16 protein-coding genes and 3 pseudogenes are annotated in these 18,639 nt (G+C 70.8%); 7 read left to right on the top strand and 12 right to left on the bottom strand.

The features are described from left to right. Positions 1-92: 92 nt before the first annotated feature. The gene (locus tag ACFVX6_RS17275; RefSeq protein ID WP_389692240.1) at positions 93-1,739 is read left to right on the top strand and encodes a glycoside hydrolase family 27 protein; all 1,647 of its coding nucleotides are present in this window, start codon (positions 93-95) and stop codon (positions 1,737-1,739) included. A gap of 88 nt (positions 1,740-1,827) precedes the next feature. On the opposite strand, the pseudogene ACFVX6_RS17270 reads toward ACFVX6_RS17275, so the two are convergent. Together ACFVX6_RS17270 and ACFVX6_RS17265 are read right to left on the bottom strand one after the other, a co-directional pair. Then, positions 1,828-2,274 (bottom strand): annotated as a pseudogene (locus ACFVX6_RS17270) (NADPH:quinone reductase); the annotation flags it as partial. After that, positions 2,240-3,184 carry a LysR substrate-binding domain-containing protein gene (locus ACFVX6_RS17265; protein ID WP_389692238.1) on the bottom strand — a complete coding sequence of 315 codons (945 nt, stop codon included), beginning with the start codon at positions 3,182-3,184 and terminating at the stop codon, positions 2,240-2,242. The gene ACFVX6_RS17265 and the pseudogene ACFVX6_RS17270, both read right to left, overlap by 35 nt. Before the next feature lie 115 nt (positions 3,185-3,299). Between ACFVX6_RS17265 and ACFVX6_RS17260 the strand changes: the two genes are divergently transcribed. Next, positions 3,300-4,112 carry an inositol monophosphatase family protein gene (locus ACFVX6_RS17260; RefSeq protein ID WP_389692236.1) on the top strand — a complete coding sequence of 271 codons (813 nt, stop codon included), beginning with the start codon at positions 3,300-3,302 and terminating at the stop codon, positions 4,110-4,112. A 49-nt stretch (positions 4,113-4,161) separates the two neighbouring features. After that, entirely contained in the window at positions 4,162-4,806 is a 645-nt protein-coding gene (locus tag ACFVX6_RS17255) for an NADPH-dependent F420 reductase (protein WP_389692234.1), read from the top strand. Positions 4,807-4,937: 131 nt separating this feature from the next. Here ACFVX6_RS17255 and ACFVX6_RS17250 read toward each other — a convergent pair whose 3' ends face one another. The 3 genes from ACFVX6_RS17250 to ACFVX6_RS17240 form a co-directional block, all read right to left on the bottom strand. Continuing rightward, positions 4,938-5,147: a hypothetical protein gene (locus tag ACFVX6_RS17250; protein WP_389692232.1), complete on the bottom strand. Its 210-nt coding sequence runs from the start codon at positions 5,145-5,147 to the stop codon at positions 4,938-4,940. Positions 5,148-5,387: 240 nt separating this feature from the next. Beyond that, positions 5,388-6,167 (bottom strand): alpha/beta fold hydrolase, encoded by a 780-nt coding sequence (locus tag ACFVX6_RS17245; RefSeq protein ID WP_389692230.1) that lies wholly within the window; start codon positions 6,165-6,167, stop codon positions 5,388-5,390. Between the two features lie 887 nt (positions 6,168-7,054). Beyond that, on the bottom strand, positions 7,055-7,201 hold the full coding sequence (locus ACFVX6_RS17240; RefSeq protein WP_389692228.1) for a hypothetical protein: 147 nt from the start codon (positions 7,199-7,201) through the stop codon (positions 7,055-7,057). A gap of 273 nt (positions 7,202-7,474) precedes the next feature. On the opposite strand from ACFVX6_RS17240, the gene ACFVX6_RS17235 reads away from it, so the two are divergent. Next, the gene (locus ACFVX6_RS17235; protein WP_389692226.1) at positions 7,475-8,098 is read left to right on the top strand and encodes a hypothetical protein; all 624 of its coding nucleotides are present in this window, start codon (positions 7,475-7,477) and stop codon (positions 8,096-8,098) included. 95 nt (positions 8,099-8,193) lie between these two features. On the opposite strand, the gene ACFVX6_RS17230 is transcribed toward ACFVX6_RS17235, so the two are convergent. The 3 genes from ACFVX6_RS17230 to ACFVX6_RS17220 form a co-directional block, all read right to left on the bottom strand. Beyond that, on the bottom strand, positions 8,194-9,183 hold the full coding sequence (locus ACFVX6_RS17230; RefSeq protein ID WP_389692224.1) for an Acg family FMN-binding oxidoreductase: 990 nt from the start codon (positions 9,181-9,183) through the stop codon (positions 8,194-8,196). Between the two features lie 26 nt (positions 9,184-9,209). Then, the gene (locus ACFVX6_RS17225; RefSeq protein ID WP_389692222.1) at positions 9,210-10,127 is read right to left on the bottom strand and encodes a universal stress protein; all 918 of its coding nucleotides are present in this window, start codon (positions 10,125-10,127) and stop codon (positions 9,210-9,212) included. Between the two features lie 308 nt (positions 10,128-10,435). After that, positions 10,436-12,796: a phosphoketolase gene (locus ACFVX6_RS17220; RefSeq protein WP_389692220.1), complete on the bottom strand. Its 2,361-nt coding sequence runs from the start codon at positions 12,794-12,796 to the stop codon at positions 10,436-10,438. A gap of 236 nt (positions 12,797-13,032) precedes the next feature. Here ACFVX6_RS17220 and ACFVX6_RS17215 point away from each other — a divergent pair. Beyond that, a pseudogene (locus ACFVX6_RS17215) lies at positions 13,033-13,912 on the top strand (universal stress protein). A gap of 71 nt (positions 13,913-13,983) precedes the next feature. Here the strand turns inward: ACFVX6_RS17215 and ACFVX6_RS17210 are convergent. Next, positions 13,984-14,691 (bottom strand): response regulator, encoded by a 708-nt coding sequence (locus ACFVX6_RS17210; protein WP_389692218.1) that lies wholly within the window; start codon positions 14,689-14,691, stop codon positions 13,984-13,986. A 255-nt stretch (positions 14,692-14,946) separates the two neighbouring features. On the opposite strand from ACFVX6_RS17210, the gene ACFVX6_RS17205 reads away from it, so the two are divergent. Together ACFVX6_RS17205 and ACFVX6_RS17200 are read left to right on the top strand one after the other, a co-directional pair. Continuing rightward, positions 14,947-15,273 carry an STAS domain-containing protein gene (locus tag ACFVX6_RS17205; protein ID WP_389692216.1) on the top strand — a complete coding sequence of 109 codons (327 nt, stop codon included), beginning with the start codon at positions 14,947-14,949 and terminating at the stop codon, positions 15,271-15,273. A 127-nt stretch (positions 15,274-15,400) separates the two neighbouring features. After that, positions 15,401-15,898, top strand: a complete 498-nt coding sequence (locus ACFVX6_RS17200) for a pyridoxamine 5'-phosphate oxidase family protein (protein WP_389692302.1) — start codon at positions 15,401-15,403, stop codon at positions 15,896-15,898. Positions 15,899-15,912: 14 nt separating this feature from the next. Here the strand turns inward: ACFVX6_RS17200 and ACFVX6_RS17195 are convergent, their stop codons facing one another. The 3 genes and pseudogenes from ACFVX6_RS17195 to ACFVX6_RS17185 all read right to left on the bottom strand — a co-directional run bounded on the left by ACFVX6_RS17195 (position 15,913) and on the right by ACFVX6_RS17185 (position 18,611). Next, positions 15,913-17,595, bottom strand: a complete 1,683-nt coding sequence (locus tag ACFVX6_RS17195; protein WP_389692300.1) for a GAF domain-containing protein — start codon at positions 17,593-17,595, stop codon at positions 15,913-15,915. Between the two features lie 217 nt (positions 17,596-17,812). Next, a pseudogene (locus ACFVX6_RS17190) lies at positions 17,813-17,977 on the bottom strand (NUDIX domain-containing protein); the annotation flags it as partial. A 70-nt stretch (positions 17,978-18,047) separates the two neighbouring features. Then, positions 18,048-18,611: a MetQ/NlpA family ABC transporter substrate-binding protein gene (locus ACFVX6_RS17185; protein ID WP_389692214.1), complete on the bottom strand. Its 564-nt coding sequence runs from the start codon at positions 18,609-18,611 to the stop codon at positions 18,048-18,050. Between the last annotated feature and the right edge of the window lie 28 nt (positions 18,612-18,639).

The following is an 18,639-nucleotide window of genomic DNA, read 5'->3' as shown; positions in this document are numbered from 1 at the left end:
CTCCGATGAGGAGCCGGCCCTGAGCACCGGGTTCACGGGGTGGCCGGCCCACCCCGTGAACCCGGTCTTCGATTCACCAAGGAGCGATCTTCATGCGCAGGAAACGCAACCGCACGCTGCTGACCAAGGCGGCCCTGGCCCTGGCCGTGGCCTCCACGCTCACCCCCGCCCCCCAGGCTCAAGCGCTCGACAACGGCGTGGGCCGCACCCCGCCGATGGGGTGGAACACCTGGAACACCTTCGGCTGCAACATCAACGAGACGCTGATCCGCCAGACTGCCGACTCGATGGTCAGCTCCGGCATGCGTGACCTCGGATATCAGTACGTCGTCGTCGACGACTGCTGGTTCGACCCCACTCGCGACTCCGCCGGCAACTTGCAGGCCAATCCGTCGAGATTCCCCAGCGGCATGAAGGCGCTCGGCGACTACCTGCACACCCGGGGCCTGAAGTTCGGCCTCTACCAAGCACCCCTGGACCGGACCTGCGCCCAGTACTTCGGCTCCTATCCGGGCGCCACCGGCAGTCTCAACCACGAGGTCCAGGACGCCCGGCAGTTCGCCGCCTGGGGCGTCGACTATCTCAAGTACGACTGGTGTTCCCCCACCGGCACCATCGACGACCAGGTCCGCACCTTCGCGAAGATGCGCGACGCGCTGGCGGCCACCGGCCGGCCGATCCTCTACAGCATCAACTCCAACAGCATCCACGAGAAGACCGGCCCGCAGCGCAACTGGGGCGACGTCGCCAACATCTGGCGCACGACCGAGGACATCACCAACGTCTGGAACTCAGGTCAGACCAACGGCTATCCGATGGGCGTCCAGAACATCGTCAACGTCAACGCGCCGCTGTCGGGCTACGCCAAGCCGGGGCAGTTCAACGACCCCGACATGATGGTGGTCGGCCGGGGCGGCATGACCGACACCGAGATGCGCAGCCACTTCGCCCTCTGGGCGATGATGGCCGCTCCACTGATCGCGGGCAACGACATGCGGAACATGGACGCCGCGACCGCCACGATCATGAAGAACCAGAACCTGATCGCCCTCAATCAGGACCCGCTCGGCCTCCAGGCCACCCAGGTCGGCAACGACGGCACCCGCCGCATCCTGGCCAAACGGCTGAGCAACGGCGACGTCGCGGTCGCGCTGTTCAACCAGGGCGGCAGCGCGACGACGATCAGCACCACCGCCTCGGCGATCGGCATGTCCGGAAACTCCTTCAGCCTGCGGGAGAGCTGGACGAACGCCGTCACCTCGACCACCGGAGCCATCTCGGCGAGCGTGCCGGCCCACGGCACCGTGGTGTTCCGGGTCAGCGGCGGAGCGCCCACCCCCGCGTCCACGATCCAGGGCGTGGGGTCGGGTAGATGCCTCGATGTCGCCGGAGCCTCCCAGGCGAACGGAACCCGGGTGGACATCTGGGACTGCCACGGTCAGAGCAACCAGCAGTGGACCTCCACGGCAGCCGGTGAATTGCGGGTCTACGGAAACAAATGCCTCGACGTGAACAACAAAGGCACCGCCGACGGCACCAGCGTGCTCCTTTGGGACTGCAACGGCCAGACCAACCAGAAGTGGCGTTTCAACACCGACGGAAGCATCACGGCCCTCGGTGCGAACAAGTGCCTGGACGTACCCAGCAACTCCACGGCCAACGGCGCCTACGTCCAGATCTGGACATGCAGCAATGCCGCCAACCAACGGTGGACGCGTCCGACCGTGGCGATCTCCTGAAGCGGGGGGTGGCTCAGATATCAGTCGTTGCGGCGTGCGGCGCGGCGTCGAGCGGCCCGGCCCAGCCCCGCAGCAGTGACAGCGGCCCGGGCGCGTACGCGCGGATCGCCGCCGCGGGGTCCTCCTGGTCCAGGGCCGCGGCGTGGGACACGACGGCCGGGTCGACCTGTGCGAGATCCGCGCCGCGCCGGACGGTGGCGAGCACTCTGGCCCCGCCCCAGCGAGCGAGCTGCGCGGCCAGGGAGCCGACCCCGCCCAGGACGCCGTGCACCAGCACGAGCTTGCCGTCGACCGGGCCGTCGGCGAACACGGCGCGGTGGGCGGTGATGCCGGGGATGCCCAGGGTTGCGCCGACCCGCCGTCCGACCCGGCGCTCGTCGACCCCCTCGCCCACGGCGTCGGCGACGCCGGCGGCGTCGCTGTGCGGGATCACCCGTGGGTAGGGCATCGACGAGCCGAGCCGGCCGCGCCGCTTCTTGGTGTCGCCGGGGGTGTATCCGTCACTGCCCGGTCCGGTTGGTGAGGGGCTGTTGAGAGGCGGTCGGTGGTGTGAACAGTGCCTGGACGGTTTCGGTGGCGAGGTCTCGCAGCCAGGTGTGGGCGCGGTCGTTGTCGTAGCGCTGGTGCCACAGCAGGTACAGGGGTACGTCGGGCAGCGGGAGCGGCGGCGGCAGTGTGGCCAGGCCGAGTTGGTCCCGGGCCGTGCGGGTGACCGCGTCGGGGAGGGTGACGACCAGGTCGGTGTCGTGGGCGAGTTGCAGGGCGAAGGCGGCGGTGGGTCCGGCGGCGACGACGCGTCGTTCGAGGCCGCGTGAGGTCAGGGCGTCGTCGATCGGGTCGCGCAGGCTTCCGCGCCGCGAAACGGTGAGGTGTTCGGCGGCTGCGTAGCGCTCCAGGCTCAGCGGGCCTTCGGTGAGCGGGTGGCCCGGACGGACGGCGACGATCAGCCGGTCCCTGCCGACGAGGCGGTGGCGGATGTCGGGGAGCGTCGGAGCGCTCGAGCTCGATTCGAGGTCGACCTCACCCCGGCGCAGCTCGGCGTCGTCCGTCCCGGGCTCGGCGGACAGGCGCAGCCGGACGCCGGGGGCCTGATGGTGGACGGCGGCGACCAAGGCCGTGCCGGAGGACGCGGTCAGGGCGTCGTGCCAGCGCACGGTGAACACCCGGTCCAGAGCAGCCAGGTCGAGTTCCTGCTGCGCGGACAGAAGCTGGTGGGCCTGCTGCACCAGAGCATGGACCTCGGCGCGCATGGCCAGCGCGCGGGTGGTGGGGACCATGCTGCGGCCGGTGCGGACCAGGATCTCGTCGCCGGTGGCCTTGCGGATGCGGCCCAGGGAGCGGCTCATCGCCGGTGAGGTGACGTGGAGACGTGCTGCCGCGCCGGCGACGCTCCCCTCTTCCAGCAGGGCGTCCAGGGCCGTGAGCAGGTTCAGATCCAGTTGCATGACAGTAACTCTACAAGTGCAAAGCATGCACTTGTTGTTAATGATCGGGCGGCCTACCTTCGAAGTGCGGGGGCGAGACAACCGCCCCGCTCAGACCGATCCCAGGGAGCCCGCCATGAGCACAGCCATGCCTTTCGCCGCCGGTACGACGCTCCTGTCCGAGGTGACCGCCGCGGTGCAGACCGCCGGCGCCACACTGCGCGACCGCTACACCTCGCACCCCCGGGGCGTGAGCCTGGACGAGGTCGTCGGCGAGATCCACGCCAACGACGACGCGGTGCTGGCCGTGCTGCGGGAACCACTGCTGCGGGCCCGGCCGGGGTCGCAGTGGGCCGAGGACGAGCTGGCCGGCGGCGCGCTCCCGCCCGGGGAGTGGTGGGTCGTCGACCCCGCCGAGGGCAACATCAACCACGTCCACGGCCTGGACGACTGGGCCGTCACCGCCACCCTCGTCCGCGACAACCAGCCCGTACTCACCGTCGTCCACCTGCCGCTGTCCGGCGACGCCTACACCGCGGTCGCCGGCGCCGGTGCCCACCTCAACGGCCGGCCCCTGAAGGTGTCCGCCAAGAACGACCTGGGCGCCGCGCTCATCGGCACCGGCCAGGCCAAGCCCGGCGAGGACGAGCGCACCTTCCGGCGGATCGGCGACTCCGTCACCGCCATGCTCATCAACGGCCTGGTCGTGCGCGTGTCCGTACCCGCCACCATGCAGCTCATCCACGTCGCCGCCGGACGCACGGACGCGTTCTGGCAGTACTCCGACGTCCGCTCCGGTCTGGTCGCCGGCGCCCTACTGGTCTCCGAAGCCGGCGGCACCGTCACCGACCTGACGGGCGAACCCTGGAACACCGCCAGCCGCGACTTCCTGGCCGCCGCCCCCGGCATCCACGCCGCCGCCCTCAAGGTCCTCTCGCCGATCGCCTGACCGGCAGCCCCCGCTCTTCCCCACCCGATACCCCGAGGAGCATCACCCCATGACCAGCATCGGCATCCTGGGCGCCGGCCGCGTCGGCACCCACCTCGCCCGCAAGCTCTCCGCAGCCGGACACCACATCACCCTCGGCAGCCAGAACCCCGAGGACACCGCCACCCGCACCATCGAGCTCGCCCCGCACGTCGCCTTCGCCGACCAGCGCACCACCGCCCGCACCACGGACATCGTGATCAACGCGACGCCCGGCGACAGCTCCCTGGACCGCCTCACCGACCTGCGCACCGAACTCGCCGGAAAGATCCTCATCGACGTCTCCAACGCCACCCGCGACACCGCTGACGGCCTGCCCGGCGACCTCTGCTATCCCGGCAGCAGCCTCGCCGAGAAGCTCCAGGCCGCGCTCCCCGAAACCCGGGTGGTCAAGACCCTCAACACCATGCTGTTCATGGTCATGACCGCTCCCGAAACCCTGACCACCCCACCGACCGCCTATCTCTCGGGCGACGACGCCCACGCGAAGAAGACCGTCACCGGCCTGCTCGGCGACTTGGGCTGGCAGCCCGAACGGATCGAGGACCTCGGCGACATCACCACAGCACGCGCCACCGAGGCCATGATCCTGGTCGTGCCCCACATCCTGCGCCGACACGGCTTCAAGCCCTTCGCCGTCTCCCTCGCCCGCTGACCCACCAAGACCGGGTTCAGACCAAAACCAGCCAGCGGGCTCGGGCTCGTGAGAGGCGGCCGGCTGCCGGCAGGGACAACGCCCACCGGGTTGTGTTCGCCCCGATGCCGACGTGGAGCTTCGATGGGTGACTACTCAGACGGGTTGTGGGGGTAGAGGATCCCGTGGACGGCGAGCGCCCGTGCCTTGAGGGGCTCGGGGAGGTTGCCGAAGGCGCAGTCGTCGTACGGGTAGTTGGCGAAGACTGCGGCGAGGACGACCTCGAGGGCGTCTTCCGCCCTCTCATCGGACCATCCGGTCCCGCTCGCCACCGATGTACCGACCTGATGCCAGACGCTCATCCGATCGCCTGCGGAGGGCTTGCTCCTGCCGTTCGTGACGATTCGGCCGCGCCAAATCGGTGCTGCAAGGCGCGACTGCATGGTGGCCGAGCGCATCACTGGGCCACGGGTCTGTAGGAACACGGTGGTGCACGTGGCTGCGCAGTTCATGGACGTAAAGTCGACTGCGGAATACCTCAATATGTCTGTTCAGTGGGTGTACCGGGAAGCGTCGAGGCTGGGTCTGACGGCTTGTCTCGGTCAGCTCGAGTTCTCGATGCGCGCGAGCCACTCGACGAGGAGAGCGCGCAGGAGTTCGGGCTTCTCGTGGGGAAGGGCGTGCCCCGCGTCGTCGACCACGGAGAGAGATGCGTGTGGGTAGTGGTCGACGAGGTCGGCTGCCGTGGCGTACCCGACCGTGGAGTCCAGCCGCCCCGCGACGACCAGGGTTGGACCCGCAAAGGCCGGCGCGCGAATGGGGGTGAGCACCCACCGTTCGCCGATTCGCTCGAGTGCTGACTCGTCGACGAGCGCCGCGGCGGGGGCGACGTAACGCTCGTACCGTTCGAGCATCTCCGGGGTCTGGACCACGAAGTAGCTCCGGAAGACGTCATCGCCGATCTCACCCGATCCGGTCGCGACGCGGTGTTCAGGCACGTCGCGAAGTCCAGGCAGCAACGGACACACGAGCGCCAGACCGGCGACCTGCGCCGGGCGCCTCGCGGCCATCGCCTGCGCGAAGTACGCGCCTGCCGAGTGACCGACGAGGAGGAACGCCGTCCCGCCGGTGACCTCTTCCGCGAACGCGAGCAGGGTGTCGAGGACGTCGTCGGCGCTGCGCAGCGATTCTGGAGCGATGGTCAGGCCCATGCCGGGGAGATCCGGATAGATCCGCCGCAGCCCCACCACACCGTTGAACACCGGCTCGAAGCAGGCCTCTGCCTCGTGGTGGTCGACGCCGGCGCCGTGAAGCACCAGCACGGGCCGACCGGTCCCGTGCTCGACGTAGTGGACCACGACCCTGCCCACACGGATTTCCATCCGCGCATGCTAACCGTGCCGGCGGCGCGACAAAGCAAACCTGACCGGGTAGGGCTGTTGGCCAACACGTTGGAGAGTCGCCACGTTGGCTACCGGCTGCGCAGCGGCCTTCAGCGTGAGGTGCCGACCGGTCCGAGCCGCGGGCCGTGAACAGCGCGGGCGGCCGAGCTGCGCAAGGCCTCGCTGCGACTGCTGAGGCGTCATGACCATCTTGCCCGTAGCCCCACAGCACGATCCGCTCCGTGCCGGCGGGGCCGGGGCGCCATCAGGAACTGCCGCGGCCAGAGCACCGAGGAGCCGGATCAATGCTGCGGGGACGACGCGCACCCCGGCGAACAGGCCGGCGGCCCCCCATAGCACCCCGCATGCGCAGAGTCCGGCCCGATTGCAGTCACCTGGCCGGGCTCAGTGGTGCCTTCAGCGCCGCACCGCGCGGGCAAGCGGTCCAAGGACCGGTGCAGGCCTTCGACCAGGCGGGCCCTGCCCTGTGCGTACGGGAGGACGCCGAGTCCCGATGACGTCACCGACAGGTGCCGGCCCGCTTCGGCCAGGGCGCATGCCAGCAGTTCGCCGAGCTCGGCCCCTGCCGACAGTCCGGCGGCCCGGGCCTGAAGCTCCTCCCGGATGACCCGGGCGTGGCCCGTCAGTTCGAGTGCTGCCAGGTCGATGTCTCGTACCGGCGGGGCTGTCGCCGAGGCCCAGGTGAGTACCTGGGCCGCCAGCGTCAGGTGCACCTCTCGGTCAAGGGGCAGGCCGTGACCCACCTTTCCGTCCGGATCCTCCACGAACCGCGCACCGGCCACGACAACGCCTCCTCGCATCCACACCCAACGCCTCATCCGAGCCCGGCCGACGGCACCACGCGCTGGGCTCGTGCATCCTTCGGATCAGGGCAGCCGAACGGATGCATCCGTGGTCCAGTGCGGCACCGTGGAGTGGTGGAGGACGGCGTGGGCGACCGCCGTGCCGGCCGCCATGCCGTCCCGTACCTCGGGGGCGACCAGCGCCGGGTCGAAGGTGAAGGCGGGCGGCACCGCGACGACCTTGCGTGACCTGGTGTTTCCTCCAGGACCGTGAATGACGGAGCGACACCTGGCCCGAACGGTAAGGACCGGCGGTCCCACTCCGTCGGAATCGGCCTCGCTTCGGCCGGCCTTCTCGGTCCGGCGTGGCGTTCAACGGCATTGCTTCGAGGGACGTTCGGCCGCGCGGTGCGGGCCGTTCGCCCCCGGGGCACACCGTCCTGCGGGCGGGGACAGTGGCGAAGGGCAGGTACACGGCCTGCCGTGAGGGAAGGCTTCGACGTCATGGCTCTCCACCAGCACCGCCAGCCCGGGACGTCCTTCGCGGGGTGGCGGAAGGTCACCTCGGCCACCACATCGTCCGACAGCACGACCGACGAGCTCGCCGCGCCTCTGGCCGTCGCGCGCATCGCGGCGACGACCCGCCTGTTGACCTCGCTCACGTTCCTCTGGGCTTTCGGTGACAAGGCGTTCGGCTGGGGGTACGCGACGCCGGCGGGCAAGGGGTGGATCGACGGCGGTTCTCCCACCAAGGGCTTCTTGAGCCATGTCGCCGCCGGGCCGCTGGAGGGTACCTTCCATGCCTGGGCCGGGGCAGCCTGGGTCGACTGGGCCTTCATGCTGGGGCTGCTCGGCATCGGCCTCGCTTTGGCCAGTGGCGTCGCCCTGCGGGCCGCGGCTGCCGCGGGCACCGTGATGATGGCGCTCATGTGGGCCGCCGAGTGGCCTCCGGCACGGCACCTCTCGGACGGCAGCCTCAGCATGTCGACGAATCCGCTGGTGGACTATCACGTCCTGTACGCGGCCGTCCTGGTGATGCTGGCGGTGATCGGTGCCGGTCGCGTCTGGGGGCTGGGCACCGTCTGGCGGAGCCTGCCCCTCGTCCGCCGCAACGGGTGGCTCCTGTAGCGGAAGCGTCGCGGCGTCTCTGTGACGGGCGACGACCTCGCTCGAGCCTTGCGATGACGACCACTGGACCACCGAGCAGGAATGAGGCGGCAGGCCTACCGGACTTCGAGGACGTCGGCCGCCGGACGGCGGGGCGTCTCGGGGCCCTGAGGGCCGTAGCCGAGGCGCAGGACCATGTGGACGTGGCCCATCGCGGCGACCGGGTCGCGGACGGCCCAGCGCAGTTCGGGCCATTCGAGGGGCTGCGATGTCATCGATGCGACGAGCCCGTCGGACGTGGCCTGGAGCAGCACGCGCTGCAGTGCCTGGCCGGCGATCAGCCAGTCCGCCGGGGTGTCTTCCGGCGTGCCCAGCAGCGCGATGCGGGGGTGCTCTTCGAACACGGCCGACTCACGCCCCGGAACGGGGCGCCAGCTGCCGAAGTCGCGTACCGGAGCGCGGGATCCCGTCTGGCTGGGGCCGAACGCGTACCCGGGGATGCCCGCGTCGCGCGGTCCGCCGGGCGCCGTATCGGAGTGCGTCCAGCGCGCGGTCTCCTCCCGTGCCGCAGGATCCACGGCCTCGCGGTGTTCGGAGTCGTGTACGAGGTCCAGTACGGCCTCGGTGTGCCAGGTGTCGGGCAGGACCAGCCTGGCTCCTTCGAGGAGGGCCGCCGCGCAGAGTCCGTCCTGCACGGCGGACGGGATCTCCTCGCCGGTGAAGGGGAAGCGGCTGGTGTGGCGGCGTCGGACAGCGGGGTGCAGGGCTGCGAGGTCGCGGTCCGCGGTCTGGGTCTCCCGTAGCACCACCTCTGCCAGGTACAACGGTCGTTCCTTCTCGGGCAGGAGCGTGACGGCCGTCGCCCAGCCGGCTGCCGCCGCGGCCACCCGGAGGGTGAACAGAGCCGCGGCGCACCCCAGATGGAGGGCCCGAAGGTCCGGGTCGGTGTGGGGCATGGCGCGTTCGGGGTCGCCGTGCAGCTCGATGGTGAGGTCGTCGGGCCGCAGGACGAAGCGCCACGGCTGGGCGTTGTGCATGGACGGGGCGGTGACGGCGTCCTCGACGAGGGCGAGGACGGTGCTGCGGTCGAGGCGGGCTGGGGACACGGTGTGATCCTGTCTGTGCGGGCGCGTCAGTCGTGCGCCACGACGGCTACCGGCACCGTGCAGTGGTGTACGACCGCGTGTGCGACCGATCCGATGTGGGCGCCGAAGGCAGAGCTGCGGATACGGCGGCCGATGACGACGAGCGCCGAGTCGTGGGCCGCCTCCAGGACGTGGACGGCTGCCTGGCCGACCGGTGTGCTCCTGTCGACTTCGACAGCGGGGTACTTGTCGCACCAGGGCGCGACCATGTCGTCCAGGGCGACGGCGACAGCGCGGCTCATTTCCTGGAGGAGGGCAGGGTCGAGGTCGGGGGCGTAGCTGAGGACCGGAGGAGGGGTCCAGGCGTGCACCACGCGCAAGCGGTGCCCACGTCGCGAGGCCGCGTCGAACGCGAAGCCCAGCAGCTCGCCGCACGGACGCCGGGCGTCCACGCCCGCGACGACCGCGCCGTCCGCCGCGATGACCGCGCTGTCCGCCGCGACGACGGCGCCGTCCGCCGTGATGACCGCGCCGTCCGCCGGGGCGTCGGCCGAAGCCCGGACGAGGACCACCGGGCGTCGAGCTCGGGCGACGGTTCCCGACGCGACCGATCCCATGACGAAGCCGGCCATGCCGCCGAGTCCGCGCGAGCCGAGGACGAGCATCGACGAGGTGTCGGCCGCCCGCGCGAGTGCCTCTGGGGGAAGGCCGCCCCGGCGGTGCGTGGTGATCTCCAGCCCGGGATGCAGCGCGAGGAGCGCGCCCGCGGTCTCCTCCAGCAGGGCGTCCGCCCACCGCCGGGTGATCTCGCCGGTCGAGGCCGTGTGCGGAGGGTGCTCCAGCCACTCCTCTACGTGGACGATCTCCAGCGGTACTCCTCGCAGGAGGGCTTCGCCGGCAGCCCACTGCGCGGCGGCGGTGCTCTCGGCGGAGCCGTCCAAGCCCACCGCGACATGGTCCGTCATGCAGCTCATCTCCCTCGGATGGGGTCGGGTGCCGCCTTTCAAGCGTCCACCTCCCGGACCCGCGGCGCAGGCGGTGACGCGCAGTAGCCGTCAGTCGTGAGCGAGCACGGCGACGGGGGCGGCCGTGCGGTGCAGCACGGCGTGGGTCACGGGGCCACGCTTCGTGCCCGACGGGGAGCGCCGTAGGCGCCTGCCCATGACGACCGGATCCGCGCTCGTCGTGGTGTGAACGCACGTTCGACATCGGGATCGAGGAAGGTTGTAGCCGAAGACCACCGCAGGCGGCTCGGACCCGGGCACTGGCGGGCTCAGTACGGCCAGGACCAGTCCGCGACCTCCGGCAGGTCGGTGCCGTGCTCGCGGATCCAGCTGTGGTGGCGGATGCGCTGGTCGGCCATGGTCTGGCGCAGCCCTTCCGCGCGGCCGGCGAGGCCGGGGACGCGGTCGAGGACGTCCATGACGAGCCGGTAGCGGTCGAGGTCGTTGCGCACGACCATGTCGAAGGGTGTGGTCGTGGTTCCGGACTCCTTGTAGCCGCGGACGTGCAGGTGGGCGTGGCCGGTCCGGCGGTAGGCGAGGCGGTGGATCAGCCACGGATAGCCGTGGTACGCGAAGACCACCGGCTTGTCGGTGGTGAAGAGGGCGTTGTACTCGGTGTCGGTCATGCCGTGCGGGTGTTCCTCGTGGGGCATCAGTCGGGCGATGTCGACGACGTTGACGACCCGGACGGCCAGCGAGGGGAGGTGCTCGCGGAGCAGGGCCGAGGCGGCCAAGACCTCCATGGTGGGCACGTCCCCGGCGCAGCCGAGCACGACGTCCGGCGTGCGGGAGCCGTGGTCGGTTCCCGCCCACTCCCAGATGCCGGCGCCCCGCGTGACGTGGACACGGGCCTCTTCGATGGACAGCCAGTCGAAGGAGGGCTGTTTCCCGGCGACGATCACGTTGACCTGGTCGCGGCTGCGCAGGGCGTGATCGGCCACGGCGAGGAGGGTGTTGGCGTCCGGCGGGAAGTAGGCGCGTACGACTTCGGGGCTCTTGTTGAGGACGTGGTCGACGAACCCGGGGTCCTGGTGGGAGAAGCCGTTGTTGTCCTGGCGCCAGACGTGCGAGGTGAGCAGGTAGTTGAGGGAGGCGATGGGTGCGCGCCACGGCAGGTCGCGCGAGGTCTTCAGCCATTTGATGTGCTGGCCGACCATGGAGTCGACGATGTGGGCGAAGGCCTCGTAGGTGGAGAAGAGTCCGTGGCGGCCGGTGAGGAGGTACCCCTCCAGCCAACCCTGGCAGACGTGTTCGGACAGGATCTCCATGACGCGGCCGTCCCGGGACAGGTTCCTGTCCGTGGCCTCCGTCAGCCCCTGCCAGGCCTTGCCGGTGACGTCGTACAGGTCGTCCAGCCGGTTGGAGGCGGTCTCGTCCGGACCGACGACCCGGAAGTCCCGCCGCTCAACCGTGTCTCGCATGATCCGGGTGAGGAGGTGGCCGAGGACCCGGGTCGGTTCGTGGAGGCTGCTGCCCGGCTTGCCGACGGGAACGGCATACGCGTCGAGCGCGGGCAGCGGCAGCGGTCGCAGCAGCCGGCCGCCGTTCGCGTACGGGACGGCGCCCAGGCGGCGCCCGCCCTGCGGGACACAAGCGAGAACCTGCTCGGAGGGTCGCCCGTCGGCATCGAAGAGCTCCTCCGGCCGGTACGAGCGCAGCCAGTCCTCCAACTGCTCGAGGTGTGCAGGGTTCTCGCGCACCCCGGCGAGCGGGACCTGGTGCGCCCGCCAGGTGCCTTCGACCTGCCGGCCGTCGACGGTCGCGGGTCCGGTCCAGCCCTTCGGGGTGCGTAGGACGATCATCGGCCAGCGTGCGTACTCCCGGCCCGGATCGGTGCCCGCCGCGCGCGCCTCCTGCTGGATGGCGGAGATGCGGTCCACGGCGTGATCCATCGCGCGAGCCATGGCCCGGTGCACCAGGGCGGGGTCGCTGCCGGTCACGTACAGCGGCTCGTGCCCGTATCCCCTGAGCAGCGAGTCGAGTTCGGCTTCGGGGATGCGTGACAGCACGGTCGGGTTGGCGATCTTGTACCCGTTGAGGTGCAGGATCGGCAGGACCGCGCCGTCGTGGACCGGGTCGAGGAACTTGTTGGAGTGCCAGGACGCGGCCAGCGGCCCGGTTTCGGCCTCGCCGTCGCCGATGACGCAGGCGACCAGCAGGCCGGGGTGGTCGAAGGCGGCTCCGTAGGCGTGGGCGAGGGAGTACCCGAGCTCGCCGCCTTCGTGGATGGAGCCGGGTGTCTCGGGCGCCACGTGGCTCGGCACGCCTCCGGGGAACGAGAACTGCCGGAACAGCATGTCCATGCCGGCCGCGTCGCGCGTGATGTCCGGGTAGGTCTCGGTGTACGTGCCCTCCAGCCAGGAGTTGGCGAGCACGGCGGGACCTCCGTGGCCCGGACCCCAGACGCACAGGGCGTTCAGCGACCGGTCCTTGATCACGCGGTTGAGATGGGTGTGGACGAGGTTCAGGCCGGGGGAGGTGCCCCAGTGGCCGAGCAGCCGCGGCTTGATGTGCTCCGGCCGCAGCGGCTCGGTGAGCAGGGGGTTGTCCATGAGGTAGATCTGGCCGACTGTCAGGTAGTTGGCGGCGCGCCAGTGCGCGTCGAGGTCCGAGATGGGGTGCGCGGTCATGCCCGCTCCTGCATACGACGGTCCGGGACGTTCGTCGACTGAGCCGATACCGACACTTTGCGCGCCTTCGGCGGTCGCCGGGAGGGGAGGACCGGCCCTCGGAGAGGGACTGTCGGCCCCTGTGTGCCGAGGCGCCCGGCGGCGAAGGTGAGTTCAGCGGCGCCGGTCCCCCCGGCCGGTGCCGCTCCCCTGCCGACCGACCCCGATGCTCCGGCATCAGTACGGAGGACAGACTCGTGAAGCGCACCCTGGTGGTCGGAGTGGACGGATCCCCCCAGAGCCGGGCCGCGGCGGACTGGGCAGCACGAGAGGCCGTACGGCGTGACGTTCCCCTGCACGTGGTCCACGCCTGGCTGTGGCAGCCGCTCGCAGTCCCGATCGTCCAGGACCGCGACACCGAAGCCCACCCACCGCGCCGATGACGTCCTGAAGGAGGTCGAGGGCGAGCTCACCCACCGGTACCCGGAGCTGGCCCTCACCGCGGAAGTGCTCTCCGACGCGCCCGTGCCGGCCCTCCTGCACGCCGCCAAGGGCGCGGAGTTGCTGGTGCTCGGCACGCGCGGGCACGGAGCCCTGGTCGGGTTCCTGCTGGGCTCCTACGGTCGGCAGGTGATCGCCGCCGCCGGGTGCCCCGTCGTCTCCGTACGCTCCGCGCACGGCAGGCCGTTGGCCGTACCGGAGGAGGGTGAGGTCGTGGTCGGGCAGCAGGGCGGCGTGGCGGAGTCCGCGGAGGTGCTGCGCGTCGCCTTCGAGGCTGCCGCGGCAAGGAAGGTACCGCTCCGTGCGGTCCGCGCCTGGAGTCTGCCCCCGGTCTACGGCTACAGCCCCGGGTCGATGTGGATCGCCGACCAGTTCGGTGGCCTGGAGCCGTACGAGAAGGCCGCGCTGGAGCAGGCACTGGAGCCGTGGCGGCTGAAGTACCCGGAAGTCGAGGTCGTCGCCCAGGTGGAGCAAGGCAGTGGCGGCCACGTGTTGCTGAGCGCAGCGTCGGACGCTCAGCTGCTCGTCGTCGGCCGCCGGGTCCGCGAATCGGCGGTGGGGGCGCACATCGGGTCCGTGGCCCATGCCGTCCTGCACCACGCGGTCTGTCCTGTCGCCGTGGTCCCGCACGCCTGACCCGGCCCGGGTCAGGAGGAGGCCGGGTGCCCGGCCGTCGCGTGCCCGGCCGTCGCGTGCCCGGTCGCCGACTATTCGGCGGACGGGAAGGGGTGCCGGCTCGGCGGGATCAGCGTGTGGCTGGCGATCACCGCTGCCTGGACGCGACGCTCCACCCCCAGCTTGGTGAACAGGCGGGAGATGATGTTCTTGACGGTCTTTTCGGCGAGGTACAGCCGCTTGCCGATCTCCCGGTTGGTGAGTCCCTCGCTGACCATGACGAGGATCTCCTTCTCCCGGTCGGTGAAGCCCGGAAGACCGGGGACCTGGTCCTCCTTGGGCACGTCGCCGCGCATGCGAGCCATCAGCCGGGTCGTGGCTCCGGGATCGAGCATGGACTGGCCGGCCGCGACCGTACGGACGGCGGTGACCAGGTCGGTGCCGGTGATCTGCTTCAGCACATAACCGGAGGCGCCCGCCATCACCGCGTCCAGCAGGGCCTCCTCGTCGTCGAACGAGGTGAGCATCAGGCAGGCCAGCTCGGGCATCCGCGAGCGCAGCTCGCGGCACACGCTCACGCCGTCGCCGTCCTGGAGCCGTACGTCGAGGATCGCCACCTGGGGGCGCAGTGCGGGGATGCGGATCAGGGCCTGCTCCGCCGTGCCCGCCTCGCCGATCACGTTCAGGTCCGGTTCCGCGTCCAGCAGATCGTGCACGCCGCGGCGTACGACTTCGTGGTCGTCGAGGAGGAAGACCGTGATCGGCGACTTGACGGGGGAGGGGGCACCGCTGTCGGTCATGAGGCAACTCCTTCGCCTGGTTTCGTCCGGTGCGCCCGAACTCCAGCATCCTGCCCGCCGAAGGGGCCGAACGGACAGGGCCGATGGGCCCTCATCCACCCGGTTCTCCGCGGGGTGGGCACCACGGGAAAGGGACCTTCGGCCCCTCGCGGGGGGCACATGGGCCTTCCCGGGGCCGGTCTGCGTCCGGTGAGCTGGTGCCGCACGGGGAAGGGCGCGGCTCGACCGCCGAGCCGCACACAGTGTGGAGGTTCCATGACGACCACCCTGATCGACCTGAAGGCCGCGGTGAGGAACGACGGCGACGTGCGCGTCACGTTGGCCGGAGAACTCGACGTCCACACGGCGGGGCAGGTGGAGCCCCGCCTCACCGATCTCGCCGCATCGGGTCACCGCAGCCTCGTCCTGGACCTCTCCGGGATTTCCTTCTGCGACAGCTCTGGAATCGACCTCTTCATGCGTGTGCACCACCGCTGCCGCTTGGCCGGAACCCGGCTCCGGCTGTGCGGCGTGCCGCCCCTGGTGGCCAAGTCGATGCGGGTGCTCGGCGCCGACCGCGTGCTGCGGCTCGCGGCGGCCTGATCAGGGCGGCAGTCGAAACCGGTCCCCGGGTCGGGACCATTCGGCCCTGGTTCGTGTGGTGGTCCCGAGGGAGGCTGATGGCCCGGAAGCCACAAGGACCGATCGATACCGGATGAAGGCGCGCAGCATGGACGAGGACGGCGGCATACGGCGCACCGATGGCCAGGATGGCGATGTGACGGCCACTCGGCGCATGCGGGAGCTCGACAGGGCAGAGGCGCTCGGACTGGTGGCGACGGTGTCCCTGGGGCGCATCGTCTTCACGCAGCACGCTCTGCCGGCAGTCCGTCCGGTCAACCACCTCGTCGAGGGCGAGGACATCATCGTGCGTGTCCACGACGACGGGGTGCTCGCCTCCCTGGTGGCCCCGGCCGATGTCCCCGGCGTGGTGGTCGCCTACGAAGCGGACGCCATCGATCCCGTCACCCACCTCGGCTGGAGCGTCGTCGTCACCGGCTACGCGTGCCCGGTGACCGATGCCGATGAGGCGGCCCGGTTCGCTTCCCTGCTGCGGCCCTGGGTGGGACACCCCATGACCGGAGCCCTGAGGATCCGCCCCGACCTCGTCACCGGATTCCGGCTGGAGGCGGAGCGGACGCTGCCGGAGCCGACCGGCTTGGGGTGATCGCGTCGGGGTCGTCAGCTCCCGGTGGGGAGCGGAGCCCGCCAGACGAGTCGGCTGCCCCCCTCGTCGGGGGTGTCCACGGTGAAGGATCCGCCGAGGCTCCGCGCCCGGTCGTCGAGGTTGCGCAGACCGCTTCTGCGGCCCTGGGCCGGGATGCCCCTGCCGTTGTCGGAGACCGTCAGCACGATCTCGCCCGGTTCGGCCTTGAGGGCCACGGCCACCCTGGTCGCTCCCGCGTGGCGCGCGGCGTTGCTCAGGAGCTCGCCCAGCGCCGCCATGGCGTGGTCGGCCACCTCGGACGGGACGTCCGTGTCGAGGAGTCCCTCCATGCTCAGGCGGGGCGGATGGCCGAGGGTGGTGGCCGCTTCGCCGACGGCCCGGGCCGCGCGGGCCCGTAGACCCGGTCCGCTCTCGCGGTCCTTGGTGCGCAGACCGAAGATCGTCGAGCGGATGATCTTGATCGTTTCGTCCAGGTCTTCGACGGCGCGGCTGACGCGTTCGGCGGCCCCTTCGTGCTCGACGAGCCGTGCCGCGCTCTGGAGGGTCATTCCGGTGGCGAAGAGCCGCTGGATGGCCAGGTCGTGCAGGTCCCGTGCGATCCGGTCGCGCTCCTCCAGCAGTGCTATCTGTTCCGCGTCCCGGCGCCGCTCCGCCAGCTCCAAGGCGATCGCCGCCTGACCGGCGAAGGCTACGAGCGGCTCGAGCTCGTTCTCGCCGAAGACGGGCTCTCCGGCCGGGCGCGCGAGCAGCAGTACGCCCCTGCTCTCCCCGCCGGCGGTGCCCAGCGGGACCGCGACGGCGGGACCCAGACCGCCCTGTATCTGGGCATCGGCCGGGTAGCGGTCGTCGTCCGAGGCGTGCACGACCGTGACGGGTTGCCCGGTCCGGTGCGCGGTCCCCGAGAGGGTTCCCGCGAAGGGGACGACGAGTCCCTGCCTGGCCTTGCTGTCCGCACCGGCCGCGAACTCCACGAACAACCCCTCCGCACCGGGCACCGGCATGGAGATGTCCGCGATCCGGGCCCCCGTGATCTCCTGGGCCCGCTGGGCGATGAGCTCCAGCACCGTCGGACGGGAACTGCCCGACAGCAGGCTCTCGGTGATCTCCGCGTTGGCCTTCAGCCACCGCTGCTGACGCTGCGACCCCTCGTAGAGCCGGGCGTTGTCGATCGCCACGCCCGCCGCCACCGAGAGGGTGGAGATCACCGTCTCGTCCTCGGTGTCGAAATCGAAACCGCCCCGCTTGTCGGTCAGGTAGAGATTCCCGAACACCTCGTCCCGCACCCGGATCGGTACGCCGAGGAACGTGCGCATGGGCGGGTGGTGCGGCGGAAACCCGTACGACGAGGAGTGGGCACCGAGATCGGTGAGGCGCAAGGGCTCCGGGTGGTGGATGACCTCCCCGAGCAGGCCGTGACCGGCAGGCAGGGGACCGATCTCGGCGATGGCCTCCTCGTCGAGCCCCACGGTCAGGAACTGCGACAGGGTGCGGCCGTCGGGGCCGATGACCCCGAGCGCCCCGTAGTCGGCGTCGACGAGCTGGGCCGCGGCCTCCACGATCCGCCGCAGCACCTGGGCCAGATCCAGCTCCCGGCCCACCGAGACGACGGCCTCCAGCAGACTGTGCACCCGGTCCCGGGTGCCGCGCACGGCGTCGATGCGTGCTTGGAGCTCGTCGAGCAGCTCGTCCAGCCGCATCCGAGGCACTTGCGTCAACGGATCCCCCACACCCACGTGATTCCCCCCAGCCGCCCGCCCCGTCCGGAGCCAGCGTATCGGCACAGACGGGCCCGAAGGGGGCATCTGCTGCCGGCACTACGAACGGGGGAGCGAATATCTTCGAGGGCCGTGACGCCCGCGTTCGGCCTGACCGCCTCGGTGGGCGCCGAGCGGATCTACCCGGGGTCTCCTCACGGGCTTCCCGGATCACCCCCTCGACCATGGTCTCGCCGGGGTCGAGGTGCCCGGACGGGAGGCGCCACAGCCCCGTCGCGTACACCGGTCCGGCGCGGCGGGACAGCAGCACCTCGGGGCCGTTCTCGGCGTCGCGGCGCAGGATGAGGTGGACGTCGACCGGCACCGTGTGCCGGGCGCCGCCGCTCACCGCGCCGCCCCGGGCCGGCGGCCGGTTCTGGGGCGCGCCGCGGAGTTCACGAGTGCTCCTCCGCCCGGGTGTCAGCGGCGGGGGCACGCTGGGCGGGCACGGATTCCGCGAACGCGGACGCCTGGATCAGGTAGGAATCCCTGAAGTCCCCTGTGCCGGTGGCTTCGTCCATGAGCTCCGAGAACGTTCCGGACTCGGCGAGCCGGCCGTCTTTCATGACGTGGATGACGTCGGCGTGCCGGCCGTCTTTCATGACGTGGATGACGTCGGCGTGCCGCACCGAATGCAGTCGGTGGGTGATGAAGATGATCGTCTGGCCGGTCGCGGCGAGCGCGCGGATCTGATCGAAGATCAGCACGCGCAGGCCGCGCCCCTGGTTGGCGGGGTCGTTGGGCAGGGCTATCTCGGCCCGGTCGGGGAGGTCCGCGAGCTGCTTGTGCTTGCTGGAGTAGAGGCCGAGGGGGACCACCGTGGTCGCGGCGATGGAGGCGATGTCGGTCTTGTTCTCGGTGTTCGACTGGGCGAGGAAGACCAGGTGCTGGAAGGCGTTGAGCTCGATGTCGCCCGCGCTGAGGGCCTTGTTGGGCAGCGAGTAGTCGTCGAACACCACCGTCTGTTCAATTCACGAATTTGAGATG

The organism is Streptomyces sp. NPDC058289, from assembly GCF_042880975.1.
Taxonomy (GTDB): Bacteria; Actinomycetota; Actinomycetes; order Streptomycetales; family Streptomycetaceae; genus Streptomyces; species Streptomyces stoeckheimensis.
This window is presented reverse-complemented; position numbering and strand designations above follow the sequence as displayed.